The following is a 13,383-nucleotide window of genomic DNA, read 5'->3' as shown; positions in this document are numbered from 1 at the left end:
GGTTGGGGTGGGGATTCTATTCCTACTGTGGTATCTGTGGTACGAAAGTTGGATGCGGCTGCCATGTGAATGGATAGGCTCTGATTTTCATCTTAATTTGTCCACTTCGATAGCGGTCTTTATTAACAATTCGTATCTTCACTTTTTCTCCAGCTTTCGACTGACTCCCTATGCCAAACACACAATGAGAATAATCTTTGTTATAATGCACCTTTTTGCTATCATAGATATCCACATGCGCGTTAGGAATCCAGATATATCCTTGTCCATAAAACCGAACTTCTTTTCCATCTACATTTGGGAACTCTAATTCTGTTTCGTAAACTTCTCCTGGTTCGAGTATTTGATCAATATTGAGATATTCCGCATCTTCAACGACATTAACAGTAATTTTTGATGAAACATCTCCAATTTTCGCTGTAACAGTAGTTGATCCTAGTTTCAATGGAGAAACATTTTTTTTGAGTCCTGGCGATTTATCAGAAATAGTAGCAATCGTTTCATCAGCGATGCTCCACTCAACTTCTTGATTTGTCGCATTTTCCGGATGGATAATCGCCTCGACTTGTCGAAATTCTCCTGATTTGACTAAGTCAGTTGTATACATATACAGCTCAATTCGTTCCACAGGAATAACAACTTTATTCACTGTCACTTCACAAGTTGCAGTTTTACCATTACTTGTTTTGGCAGTGATCGTGACTTTGCCTTCTTTGACTCCTGTGATTTCGCCGTTGTTTACGGTGGCGATAGAATCATCACTACTGCTCCATTCGATATCTTTACTGTTCGTCGTATCGTCTGGTGTGATGGTCGCTTGCAGTGTTTGTTTTGTTCCTTCGTCCATCTCTAGGCTTATTTGGTCTAATTTGATTTCGGTGATAGGAATTGGTTTTGGTTCACCTTTTGGATAGATGTCTAAGGTGTAAGACTGTCTATCTTTTATCCCTAAGAAACTACTCAATTTTGGAATGACGTAATAATTTTTTCCTGCTTCAAAAGTAAATTCAGAGTCTCTTCCTCTAAGTGTAGTGAGAAGAACATCATTTTCATCCTTAATTAAAAACTGCCATCCTCTATTTAGATTTTCTCTGTATTGTCCATCTGTGATGTTTCCATCTAGCGTATAGCTTTGGCTCTTCGTAGGACTAAACTTGAAATAATCTAAATCGTTTACGTCATAAAATATTCCATTTTGGGTAATGCCACTCTCAACTACACTAGTTGTCGTAGGTTTGTTTCCATGATCATCTACCCAAAATGTTGCAATGTTGTATGCTTCACCGTTGTCATCAGAATGAATGAACAAATCTACTTCACCTGACTCTGTCGCCAAATGACTTTTTGCAAAAGTTGGATCATCAGAAAAATCTAGTATTTTTTTATTTGACGATGAATAAGTGACCCGAGTATTACTCACATTAGCAGGGGTGAATTTATATGAGATGACCGAGAATCCTCCACCTTTTTCAATATTATTCGAATAATAAGGGTAATATCGTTCAATTTTTTCTACGGGCACATACTCATAGTCAGATTTTGGTCGTTCTGTTCCTTTTGGAAAAATATCAAATACATACTTCATTGGAACCTTGATACCTAAATCTCTGATTAATTTAGGTACAATATAGTACGTTTTTCCTGCTTCAAAGTTAAATGTTGAATATCTTCCCTTTAAAGTAGTGATAAGAACGTCATTTTCATCTTTGATAAGATACTCCCATTCTCTATTCAAATAGTATTCTTGCGCTTGATCAATGATGACGCCATCAACTGTATATTCCCCAGTTTCTGCTGGATTGAATTTGAAGTAATCAACATCCTTCACGCTGTAGAAAACACCGTTTTGACTTTCCGCACTATTCATTGTTGTTGCTGTTGCAATATTCTTTCCATGATCATCTACGCGGAATGTTGTCATTCGATAGTCTTTGTCATTATCTTCTGACCGAGCAAGTAGTTCTACATCTCCAGATTCTTTTGCTTCATATTTTTTTGTAAAATGTGGATCATCTGTCAAATCAAGAATTTTTTTGTTTGAACTTTTGAACGTGTACTGCTTATTACTAGCGTTACTCGGGTAAACTACGGGATTGATTTTGTATAATCCATCCCCTTTCTCGATATCTGTAATTCGATCTGAAGAATAGTGATCTAATTTTTCTACAGGAACAATGGTTGCCTCTGACTCAGGTCGAGGGGTTCCTTTTGGAAAAACATCAAATACGTAACGTATTGGTTCTTTGATTCCGTGATCTCTTTGTAATTTCGGTACAATATAATAAGTTTTTCCAGCTTCAAAGTTGAATGTCGCATATCTTTCTCTAAAGTTTTTTATGAGAACATCATTTTCATCTTTAATATCAAATGACCACTCTCTGTTCAGATACTCTTCGTAAAATTCTTTAAAGGAATCATCTAAAACAGCTCCGTCAATTGTGTATTCACCACTTTTAGATGGTGTGAATTTGAAATAGTCAATATCTTTTACATTGTAGAAAACTCCCTTATGACTAATTCCTTCTTTAAATACTGTAGCTGTCTCAGGTTTACTTCCGTGGTCATCCACTCTATAAGTGGCTAATTTATAGGCTTGTCCATTGTCTTCTGAATGACAATAGACATCCGCTTCTCCTGATTTAGTCAATTTTTGATTAGAATAGAACTTAGGATCGCTTCTCAAATCTAAAATATCTGGATTCGAACTAGTATAGTAATGCTGCTTGTTACTTGCATTGGTTGGTACAAAATGCGGGATTGGTTTAGATACGGTTGTTTCTTTTTCAAAATTCAAAACAAGATTACTATATGGGTCTCGATCTATTCTTTCTACAGGAACAATCTCCGCTTCTGATTTTGGTCGCTCCGATCCTTTAGGAAAAATGTCAAATATATAATTTATTTGCCAACCTACTCCTATATCTCTTCTAATTTTTGGAGTGATATAGTAGGTTTTCCCCACTTCAAAAGTACAAGATGAGTACCGATCTCTAAGCGATGAAAGCACATTATTTTCATCGTCCTTGATCACTATCTCCCATTCTTGATTAAATTTATCCTTATGCTCACCTAGCACAGCTGCATCAAGTGTATATTCGCCTGTCTTTAACGGTATAAATTTGAAACAATCAACATCATTTTTTCCATAGAAATATGCTTTTTGGCTAACTCCACTTGCAATGGATGTAGCCGTTTCAGGACTTGAGCCATGATCATCTACACGATAAGTTGTTACTTTGTATGTTTTCTCATTACTTTCGGAATAGCAATATACCTCTGTCTCGCCTAAATTCTCTATCTTGTGTTTCTTATGCATTAGTGGATCATCTGTCAAATCTAAAACTTTTTTATTAGAACTCGTATAGTAATATTCTTGATTAGTAGCATTTCTAGGTATAAAAGTTGGCGCATATCTTGGGAAGTCATACCCCTTCTCAACATCCAGAATTTTTTCAGAATAAGGAAATGTCATATCTTCTAAAGGTATAACAACTTTTTTCACCTTTACTTCACAAACCGCAGTTATTCCATTCATTGCTTTTGCAGTGATTTTAGCAGTTCCTTCTTTTATTCCGGTAACTTCACCATTGTTTACTGTTGCAACAGATTCGTCACTACTACTCCATTCGATATTTTTACTGTAAGTCGTATCTTCCGGCGTAACTTCTACCTGTAAAGAATCTTTCTCGTTCAAAGCTATTTCAAGTTTCTTCCTACTCAGCTTGATCTCTGTAATAGGTTTTGGCGTAGGTGCTCCTTTAGGAAAGACATTGAAAATGTAATTTGTTTTGTAATCTTCATCTTTGATATGCGCATATTTGAGTAATCTTGGTAATAAATAATACGTTTTTCCTGCTTCAAAAGAGTAAGAAAAATTTCGGTTATGACTAGTAAAGATATGCTTCCCTTTTTCATCCCAAATCATAAATTCCCAATACTTATTCAGCTCTGCACTTTCTTTTCCGTCAAATGCTTCGCCATCAATCGTATATTCTTTTGTTTCTTTGGGTATAAATTTGAAGTAATCTACATCTGATTGTTTATAGAAATACCCATTTTGAGTTATTCCACTCTCAATTGGTGTTGCCCACGCGATATCTTCTCCATGATCATCCACTTTGACCGTTTTTACTTTGTACTGTTTTCCGTTATCTCTTGAATGACAGTAAATGTCTACTGTTCCTGCTTTTCGATATCTTGGTGAATAGGGATCTTTTAAGTCCATATCCAAAATATCTTTGTCGGAACTGGTGTAATAAATTTCTTTGTTTGTTGCATTGGACGGAACAAACGTAGGTGAGCGCGTACTAAAAATATTGCCTTTTTCTTCATTTTCAACTTCATCAGAATAACTAAATTGAACATCTTCAACAGGCACATGCCCTACTGCATTCACTATCACCTCACAACTTGCTTCTTTCTTCTGATCATCGGTTGCGAAAGTGATTGTTGCTTTCCCTTTGTTCTTAGCCGTTACCCTTCCTTGATAGTCAACCGTCGCGATAGAGGTATTGCTACTCTTCCATTTTCCTTCTTTATAGAAGGCATTTGTTGGCAGGACTGTTTCTCTAAGCTGGTATGTGCTCCCTTTTTCCAATGTGATCTGTTGATCGGAAAGTGAAACACTGGTCACTGGGACATCAGCTTGACCAGTTACCCAATAGTCAACGACCTTCTTCACTTCGTCAGTAAAGCCAGTTCCTGTATTGTGATCGCCTAGTGATGTCGACTTTAATGCACCGGAGTGAATCGCAACCAATTCATTGTTTTGATTATAGACAGGACACCCGCTATTTCCTTGGTCGGAATCCGCATTGTAACCAATCCCATGTCGGTATTGCTTCGTTACGACACCATTATCCGTCCACATGGTTTTGTTTTTTGTACCAGGAAATCCTGTTACGGTAATCTCATCTTGAAGCAAGACATCTTTCTGGATCGGGAACCATCCTGTCTGTTCTCCCAGATTACGGTCTAGTTTGATCGCAGCGATGTCAGGCATATAGTCCATATCTGCCCCCCTTGTCCAAGAGGATATGCCTAATATCTCAGTCGATCGTGCGTAATATTTGTTATTCCCCCCATCATATCCTGCATGAACTTTTACATCTGTCGCCCAATTCAAATTACTTTTGAAGAGCGCATGTCCACAAGTCAATACCGTATCCTTCGAGATCATCGCACCACTTGCGTAGTATCTTGTCCCATCTGCATACGTAATATCTAAAAATACTGTCCAACGATAAGGTTCTTGATCCAACTGCTCATTTGGCACTTGTTCGCGATTATCATCCCCAATGATGATGCGTGGTGTAATGTTCAATTGACTTTCTTCTGCATGGACACGGTGAGTGAACCCAACACTCAATACCGTGGTTACCAACAACCCGAATAACATCTTCTTTTTCATTTTCATCCTCCTTCCCTTTATTTCTCCCCACTATTCATTGGTCAAAGAAGCACTCTTGCTTCCCTCAACAATAAATAGCAGAGAGCGGCTCGAATGAGAGCCTGCTCTCAAAATTGATCAATCAGCCTTACTTGTAAGCAAGGTATTGATCGTACCTAGATCTCCTGTGGTGGGATTGTCTCCACGCCACCAAGTATCGCGATACGTATGTTTCGTGGTACCGACAGCTTCGACTTTGAGCTGTAGCTCAAGCTTCGCGTCTTTATACTCTGCCGATAAGCCACTATCCAGCTTCACCGTTTTGAACAGATCAGGTGTTTTGGCATTGGGCGCTAACTTATCTTTGTAATAGTAGTACCCATCGCCACCTGCCAGCCAATCATTGGAGATATCCAGATGAATGACTTTGCCGATCGTCGAAGGCATCACGGTGCCGTCTGCATGTTCGATCGTCGGATGAACCATCACCCGTACGAATTGCGGATTACTGCCGACGTTTTTCACCGCGACTTCCTTTTGAACCGGTTTGTCCAATTCGATGCCCTTCTCAGGATCAAAGACTTCCACGATGTCCGTCTCTAGGTTCCCGATCTGAAAGGTATTCCTCTTTTCTTCCTTTGCGGTCATGGCCGCATAGGCCCACATGCCTCCGATGACTGCCACGACACACATCATGACCAAGGCAAGAGGAAGCAGCTTATGTTTTTGTTTCAATCGATTGATCATCGCTTATTCCCCTTTCCTAATGAAGTTTGTCCTGGTACATGTCGGCGACCTTGGTGCCTGTGACTTGCCAATCACTGAGTAAAGATTTGGTAACATCGTGAGCATCCATAATCGGAACCAGATGATACAATGAGCCTTTATACGCATTCGGTGTCAGCTTGTCTAAGGTCACACTGTTGATCAGCTCGACGGTTTTGTCATTCGGCTGTAAGACGTCGGAATAATAGAAGTAGCCATCTTGGTAGAACCAATAGTTCTTGGTCCCTGCCGGTGGCAAGGTACCTTTGAAGACCTTCGTTCCATTGAATTCGATCTTCAATAAATCAAGTGGTGCAGTCCGCGTGCCTTGGTACTCGATAGCATCGCTCGGGTCTGTGAGGTCATTGACGATCGCTGAAGCTACTTTTAGATGCTTCGTGCCACTGCCATAGGTATTCCCCACTGCCCATGTGGTGTAATCTTCTGTTTTTACTTGTGTCGCGCTTGGTGTCGCTGTCCATTTCAAGCCGCCATTTCCAACCTGATCTTCTAGATCATTCTCGAAGGTTAGAAGAAATTCATACAGCGATAGACGGACGAGCGCCGGTGTTTCCCCATTATTTTCGACACGAAGCTTTTTCTCTACTTCTTTTCCTGGTATCCAACTCGTCTCTCGTTGGAAATCTTCATCGATTCGTGCAGACAGTTTACGGTCATTTGATTTCGCTCGATTGACGCGTTCATCTTGCGAGGTGATCCAGGAATAGGTGGAGCCTACGACCAACAGCACACTGAGGAAAACGGTGAATAGGGCGACAGTCGGTTTACTGCGGTGAATGCTTTTAAAGAGATAGATTAATTTTTGTTTTTTATTCACCTTGATTTGCCTCCTCTTCCTTCCGTTTCTTCCATAATAAGATCGTGATTAAGACTAGTAACAGTCCTGACAAGGTCTTATACAGTGCATCCTTCCAGTCCTCCCCTGTTTGCGGGAGGTTCTTGCGGATCAGCTCTTCGATAAAGGAGACTTCTTTCGGTCCCTGAGTATCTGGGAGCTTTGGTGTATCCTTCGTTTCTTCTGTAGGTTTTGTTGGTTTTTGATCTCTGGTGGCAACGAAGGTCCATTTGAATGTCATCTCGCTGGGTTCCTTGAAGTCATCACCAGTCAGCGACTTGTCCATTTTGAACGTCGCTTTTAATACTTTATCCGTCCCGTATTTACAGATACCGAGATCCAACGGTGTCTTTGTCCAATCAAACTCACCATTGCCAAGAAGAGGTCCTGTATAAATCTCCTTGTCATCAAGTGTGAGTGTCATAGTCATACTCTTGTTAAAATCGATCGGTCCTGTCGAATCAACGGGGTCGACTCGGAGGTCTAAAGAATAGGGTTCTTTCAGATCCAGACTTCGAATCGTGATCGTCTTCTTATAGGTCTCTCCGGGCATTACATCTTCCATTTCAATGAAATAATCGCCTTCCGGGGTCGTATACAACCCTTTCTCGTCCCCAATGACCATGCCGGGAGGAAGTTCCTCGGCTGCATACCCGATCGATGCTTGACTGAATCCACAGATAGCGATCAGTACACAGACGATCTTGGCAAAATGCTTTCGTAGGTACATACTCTCCTCCCTTTCTCATGGAATCATTTGATTCTTAGATTTTACCTTCTAAATGGGCCAAGATAGTTGCAGTATCACCCGTGCTAGGCATTCCCCAACCACTAGCATCAGTTAGTGCTTCTTTCGTTGTTTGAATTGCTTCCATCTTAACAACTAAGTCATAACTAGCATTGTCATACTCTTTACCCATGCCAGAATCAAAGTGCAATTTTTTCAACAGGTCTGGTGTTTCAGCACTTGGTTTTAACGCTTCTGTATAATAGAACCAACCATCATCCTTGTTGTATACCCATTTCGGAGTAGTAGTTGTTGCAAGACCAGCAACGGTTGTAATATCTTCTGAGTAACCGATACGAATCATACTCTTAGTGAACGCGAATGTATCTGCTTGAACACCATTTTTACTACCACCAGCAGTTCCAGTAGGAATTTGATCAGAAAGGACAGCCGGTTGAACACCATTGAGAGCACCGACAACACCTGTAGTATAGTCGTAGTCAACTAAATGACGAGTTCCTGAAGTTCCCAATAGAGAGTAATCAGTTTTGTTACCTAATTCATCTGGTAATGAAGATTTTGCCCAGTTTACCGTTTTGTAAGTGTATCCACCTTCATAAAATTTATATTCAGTATTTTTAACTGTCCAAGTGTAATCTTCAGCAGGTGTTCCGTCTGCTCCGACATTCTTATAGTCGATTTCAGCTTTTGTTTCTTGGAACATCCCTGGTGCAGGTGCTCCAGCAACTCTGTGGAAAAATCGAACTTCTGGTTTTGCAATTGTATCTCCAGTTACAGGGTGAACCATAGTTGCACCTTTAACCCATAGTTCTGTATCTGGTTCTAAACCAGTAACATTAGCAGCTGGAACTTGTTTGAACCCGTTAGCAACTACATCAGCAGCAGAAGAATCAATAACAGGCATATTTTTTCCTAAGCCAGAATCATTTGCTACATACGAATATTTAGGTGTTGGGCTATCCGTAGATTTACCCCATTTGGTTTCCCCTTTGTCTGCTAAATGTTTTAAAACTTCTTCGTAAGATACACGGACGAATACATTCGCAGTTCCTTCGTTGGCGACTTTAACTTCCTTGGTTGTTTCTGTCCCCGCTACTAATGGTGCTGGAATCCATTTTTCATAAATTTTAGTAGTGTCGTTCGCAGTATTAGCCGCGTCCACTCTATTGATTCGTGCATCCCGTGAAGTGATCCAAGCAAACGTCCCTGACGATGCTGCGATTAATGCCAGCGCCGCAGCTGCTACTAACAGCTTTTTCTTTCTTTTACTTTGTGCTTTCATCTCTTTTCCTCCTATTAATAATTAATCCTTTTTTTATATATAAGCGCCCGAGAATTGGCGTTTATACCACGATTTGTGGGTAGTGCATTGTTTAGTCCTAATAAGCTACCTTAGGTTCTTTTTTATCATCCCCGAAGAAATACGCTTTTAGCACCAAGATAAAGCCGAATGTCGATAATACACAGACGAGGCAGAGCCAAAAATTATTCTGTGCAAATTGGATCATGCTTCCTGCGTGAGGAATGACAAAAACTACCTTTCCATGGACTCGCTCTGCTTCAATCGGTGGGTCCTTGGATGCATTGGCGTCTCCCTTAGTAACTAAATAATCTCCTGGCTCTCCATTCAACTCGGTCAGTTTTTCAACAACTCGGTGAGTTAGGTAAGCGCTCTCCCCAACCGAAAATGTCACGATATCATTGACCTTCGCATTCTTCCCGTCAATCAATTTCGAAACAACAATATCCCCTGAGTAAAACCCACCAGGCGGTGAATCTTTATGAGGCACCATCGAATCCGTCAAGACGGTATAGAACCGGTAGCCGAAGATTGAAGCGCTTGATTTTTCGCTGAAGGCGAACATCAAGGCCATCAGGATGACACTGAGGGTCAAGCCGTAAAAGATTAAATTGAAGACTAAGGCGAAGATCTTTCCGCCGATGGTCTTCTGTTTTACCGGTGGTGGTTGCGCCGGCAAAGGTGCTTGTGGTCCTCGTGGTATCCCTCCTTGTGGATAGCCAGCTGGCGGTCGGTAGTTGGGAGGAGCTTGTCCTCCTCTTACGGGTCGCTGGGGTCTGGCTTGGGGCTGTCCTTGTCTTGGCGGCGGATAGCCTCCTCTTGGGTCTGAGTATCCGCCTCGGCCAGCTGGTGCAGCACCTTGGTTAACGGGTCGCGGCGGCCGGTTTTGCTGCGGTTGCTGGGGTGGAACTCGTCCACCCTGTGGATACGGCTGTCTTGGTCCATTTGGTCGATCCCCTCCTTGTCTGGGTTCGCGCACGGGTCGATTCACATTTTGATTTGCTGGTCCTGCGGGTCGTGGAGGAACCTCTCTGCGAGGCGGCTGCATCCTGTTCATTCAGCGACCTCCTTTCCTGTACGTGTGCCGGCGATCTCAACGGCTGGGCGTTGGGTGATCGGTGGCATCACTTTCGTTCCGTTTGTCGTGATGGATCGCACTTCTCCTCCTTGGGTGGTTTCGACAGCTTTGACCATCTTGTCTTCTTTTTCTTTCGACTTAGCTGTCTGTTTTGCTGTCTTTGATTTCGTCTCTTCAGCGGTCGTCGTCTCTTCTTTGGTTTCCGCTGGGTCGTTGTCGTACTTGGTTAGTTCATAGGTTTCGATCAGCGCATTCAGCTTCTTGTCGTAGTTCGTATCAGTGGCGTAGCGGCCAGTCAGAAAAGCCGTAGCTTCCTTATAGGTTGCAGCTTGGCTTTTCCAGGTTTTCTGATAGAAGGTTGAATTGCCGGAAATGCCTTTCTTTAATAGAACGGCGTAGTCTGCCAGTGATTCTTTGTAGCTTGGGTAGCGGCGAAAGCCGGCTTGGATCGTGTAAAGCTGGCTTGTGCCATTGTCTTCTTGGGTCGAGAAGTTGACAGTCTTACCTTTATAAGACCCTTTGATGCCAAACAGGTTGTGATTTGGCGGTAAAGACAGCTGGCTGTTGCCTGATCCGGTTTCCAAGATGGCTTGGGCGATCATGACGGAGCCGTACAGATCATTTTTCCAGGCGATCGCTTGAGCATCCTTGCCGATTTCTGCGATAAAGCTAGTCGTCGTCTGGTTCTTCTTGACTGAGAAGTTGTAGTGATTCTCCAGCTTCTCAGGCTTGATGGTACCCTGATGTTCTTCCATCTTCTTTTGCTGATCTGACGGTTCTGGATCAGTGGCAGGTTCTTCTTTAGCTGGCTCTTCCTGTGGTACTTCCACGGCCGACTCACTGCTGGTCACGGTCGGTTCAGACGTCGCTGTAGTCGTGCTGGACGACTGCGGGAGACTGCTGGAAGATGTGCTGCTGGTCGTTGTCGTCGTGCTAGTATCTGAGCTGCTTTCCTCTATAGAAGAAGACGTGCTACTCTCCGTCACATGAATGAGGTCATCGGCGGCTTGTGCTGTTTTAATTGGCTCAGCATGTACAAGCAGACCCAGCAGACTGCCGCTTAGCAGTAGACTTCCTACAAGGAATCGAATCTTCATCTTTGCACCTTCTTTTCTTATCTCGGCATCCTCTTTTCTGGGTGCCGAGGCTGTGGATTCATGATGTGGGATCTTGGTTTTTGCGGCTGCTTCTTTTGCATCGTTCGCAACTGCTCTTCTTGTCTCATGCGCAGCTGGATCGCGATGCTGTGGTAATGCAGGGCATTGATCCGCAGATAGGCTGCGAGTAAGAACAAGATCAACACGAGAGACAGATCGATCATAGTGACTGATTCTCTGATCTTGGTAAAGTAGCTGCGTCCTGCCAAAAAGGCGAAGACACTCAAGATCACGAAGGACAACATCAGGTACAGACGGTGAAAAAAGGTATAAAACTCAATCTGATCCTGTATTTTCTTCATAGCTGTCTTTCCCTTCTGCAACGATGCCGATAATATTGTCTTCTGGAACCAGACCGAAGAGTCGGCTGTCCTTGGATATTCCGCGATTGTCCCCTAATACGAAGTAATAGCCTTCAGGGATCTTCTTAATCCCCAGCAAACGTCGAATGTCGAAATTATCCGTGTTTTCTGAGAAAGGATCATCGACAGCTATGTTATTGAGATACAGCTGATCATCCTTGTAGCGGATATGGTCGCCAGGTACCCCGATGATCCGTTTTAAGTACGTCGTTTCCTCGGATTCTTCTGGCGGCTGGAAGACCACGACATCCCAGCGTTTCGGCTGGTGATGAGCTTTTACTTTGATCTGCTCTTCATTGATAAACGTCGGGTACATCGAATCGCCATCAACCATGAACTCTGGATAGATGACCTGATAGATGTGCAGCCCAATACCTAAGAGCATAAAGGTACACAGATAGATCAACAGACCAGTTAATAGTCGAAATGATCCCTTATACAGACCGCCTCAACCAACCTCCTCTGAAACAACACTGCCTTCGTCTTCTTGGATCATCTGTTCGAGCAGGTAGTTTTCTCCCTGCAAGAGATCGAAGTAGGTGGCTTTGCTGACGAGATTGTCATAGTCCATCTTCATCATCTTGACGTAGGGCTTTCTAAACCAAGGTCGAGCTCTTACCTTCGCTCGTGACTCGATCATCTGGCATTCGTAAAGCACAAATTGAATGTCTTGGGTGGAAAGCTTGGCCTTCACATCCTTGACCTGATCTCGTTCATAGACGAGGGTGTTGCCTGAAATCGTCATTTTTTCTGTTTTGCTGACGAGGCTGCCGTTCAAGCTCCACATTTGTTCCAGGAACTTGGCCTTCTGCATCAGGTAGGTATACTCTCTGAGGCTGATGGTCAGTCGTTTGTGCCAGTCATCTTCGTTCTTGACCTGATGGGTAAAAAATTTGATCCCGTTTTGGATCATGGACACTTCGAGCTTTTCCACCATCATCTCAAGTCGTTTGTTTGCTGAGCGCATCCGCAGCTGCTGGTATTCTTCTACCCGATTGGTGTCGGGTTGTGCTGGCAGTATCTCGGCTTCTGTGAAGGGCGCCTTCTTATCTGGTGCTTCTTGTCTTGCTTCTTTGGCGACCTCCTGTGGACCCTCTTGCGCTGTTTCTAGTCGTTGGTCGTTTGGTGCCTCTTCTCGTGTTTCTTCTATAGTATGAACAGTAGAACGCTCAGGTTCCTGCATGACTGTTGGTGTCTCTTCGACGGGAGCCGCAGTCGGAACATCAACTGCCAATAGCAGCAGTACTTCTTCCAGACGTTCTTTGGCTTCCTTAGCCGGCAGTCCGTAATGTCGTTTCAAGCTCTCATCCAGGTTGACGCTAAAGGAAAAACCTTCCTCCTGAAGGGCGATTGGAACGAAATCAAGGGAATAAACGGCTGTGTCGTTCGACATTTCCTCCTTCTGACAGCGTGTCCAGGCAAACTGCGGAAAAGAGGTATGTAAAGCCTGCCAATAGGACTTCCACGGAAAATCTGCTTTTGCCTGCAGCTCGATGTGATACGTGGCATCAGTCAAGGTAAAGTATTGGTCGAAATACTGGCGAATGTCCGTTTTCCGTTCGTCCGTCAAGCTTTCACCTGAGATCACACTGAGATAGACACAGGCTTTTTCGATTTCATCGAATAAGGAGCCCTCTTGCAAGACCTGAGCAGACGACTTGGCAGGCGTAGGATAAATCGTGAGTTGAACATCCTGTTGTTTCACCCGGTTTTCTTCCTCTCTGTTGA

At 43.0% G+C, this 13,383-nt stretch carries 10 protein-coding genes; all 10 read right to left on the bottom strand.

Going from position 1 to position 13,383, the window contains the following annotated elements:
* Window positions 1-22 precede the first annotated feature (22 nt).
* Window positions 23-5,410 (bottom strand): Ig-like domain-containing protein, encoded by a 5,388-nt coding sequence (locus NRIC_RS17760; protein WP_175580151.1) that lies wholly within the window; start codon window positions 5,408-5,410, stop codon window positions 23-25.
* Between the two features lie 117 nt (window positions 5,411-5,527).
* On the bottom strand, window positions 5,528-6,136 hold the full coding sequence (locus NRIC_RS17755) for a hypothetical protein (protein ID WP_146624059.1): 609 nt from the start codon (window positions 6,134-6,136) through the stop codon (window positions 5,528-5,530).
* A 16-nt stretch (window positions 6,137-6,152) separates the two neighbouring features.
* Window positions 6,153-6,992, bottom strand: coding sequence for a BsaA family SipW-dependent biofilm matrix protein (locus tag NRIC_RS17750; RefSeq protein WP_146624058.1), 840 nt, complete (start codon window positions 6,990-6,992; stop codon window positions 6,153-6,155).
* Window positions 6,985-7,740, bottom strand: a complete 756-nt coding sequence (locus tag NRIC_RS17745; protein WP_146624057.1) for a cell wall protein — start codon at window positions 7,738-7,740, stop codon at window positions 6,985-6,987. The genes NRIC_RS17750 and NRIC_RS17745 overlap by 8 nt, the downstream gene beginning before the upstream one ends.
* 34 nt (window positions 7,741-7,774) lie before the next feature.
* Complete coding sequence (locus NRIC_RS17740; RefSeq protein ID WP_146624056.1) at window positions 7,775-9,040, bottom strand: hypothetical protein; 1,266 nt, start codon at window positions 9,038-9,040, stop codon at window positions 7,775-7,777.
* A 97-nt stretch (window positions 9,041-9,137) separates the two neighbouring features.
* Window positions 9,138-10,115: a signal peptidase I gene (locus NRIC_RS17735; RefSeq protein ID WP_227873853.1), complete on the bottom strand. Its 978-nt coding sequence runs from the start codon at window positions 10,113-10,115 to the stop codon at window positions 9,138-9,140.
* Window positions 10,112-11,233 (bottom strand): glucosaminidase domain-containing protein, encoded by a 1,122-nt coding sequence (locus tag NRIC_RS17730; protein WP_146624055.1) that lies wholly within the window; start codon window positions 11,231-11,233, stop codon window positions 10,112-10,114. The genes NRIC_RS17735 and NRIC_RS17730 overlap by 4 nt, the downstream gene beginning before the upstream one ends.
* A gap of 17 nt (window positions 11,234-11,250) precedes the next feature.
* A complete protein-coding gene (locus tag NRIC_RS17725) occupies window positions 11,251-11,595 on the bottom strand; it encodes a hypothetical protein (protein ID WP_146624054.1) in 345 nt (114 codons plus the stop codon).
* Window positions 11,570-12,040, bottom strand: a complete 471-nt coding sequence (gene lepB / locus NRIC_RS17720; protein ID WP_146624053.1) for a signal peptidase I — start codon at window positions 12,038-12,040, stop codon at window positions 11,570-11,572. Before lepB ends, NRIC_RS17725 begins: the two co-directional genes overlap by 26 nt.
* A gap of 63 nt (window positions 12,041-12,103) precedes the next feature.
* A complete protein-coding gene (locus NRIC_RS17715; protein ID WP_146624052.1) occupies window positions 12,104-13,360 on the bottom strand; it encodes a hypothetical protein in 1,257 nt (418 codons plus the stop codon).
* Window positions 13,361-13,383: the final 23 nt, after the last annotated feature.

This window comes from Enterococcus florum (assembly GCF_004309355.1).
GTDB lineage: Bacteria > Bacillota > Bacilli > Lactobacillales > Enterococcaceae > Enterococcus_A > Enterococcus_A florum.
Note: the sequence above shows the minus strand (reverse complement) of the source record. Positions and strands in the feature narration are given on the sequence as shown.

Excerpts from the sequence above, each read along its gene's own strand:
- NRIC_RS17755 (WP_146624059.1), bottom strand. The coding sequence starts at position 6,136 with ATGATCAATCGATTGAAACAAAAACATAAGCTGCTTCCTCTTGCCTTG.
- NRIC_RS17745 (WP_146624057.1), bottom strand. The coding sequence starts at position 7,740 with ATGTACCTACGAAAGCATTTTGCCAAGATCGTCTGTGTACTGATCGCT.
- NRIC_RS17730 (WP_146624055.1), bottom strand. The coding sequence starts at position 11,233 with ATGAAGATTCGATTCCTTGTAGGAAGTCTACTGCTAAGCGGCAGTCTG.
- NRIC_RS17735 (WP_227873853.1), bottom strand. The coding sequence starts at position 10,115 with ATGAACAGGATGCAGCCGCCTCGCAGAGAGGTTCCTCCACGACCCGCA.
- NRIC_RS17725 (WP_146624054.1), bottom strand. The coding sequence starts at position 11,595 with ATGAAGAAAATACAGGATCAGATTGAGTTTTATACCTTTTTTCACCGT.
- NRIC_RS17740 (WP_146624056.1), bottom strand. The coding sequence starts at position 9,040 with ATGAAAGCACAAAGTAAAAGAAAGAAAAAGCTGTTAGTAGCAGCTGCG.
- lepB (WP_146624053.1), bottom strand. The coding sequence starts at position 12,040 with ATGCTCTTAGGTATTGGGCTGCACATCTATCAGGTCATCTATCCAGAG.
- NRIC_RS17760 (WP_175580151.1), bottom strand. The coding sequence starts at position 5,410 with ATGAAAAAGAAGATGTTATTCGGGTTGTTGGTAACCACGGTATTGAGT.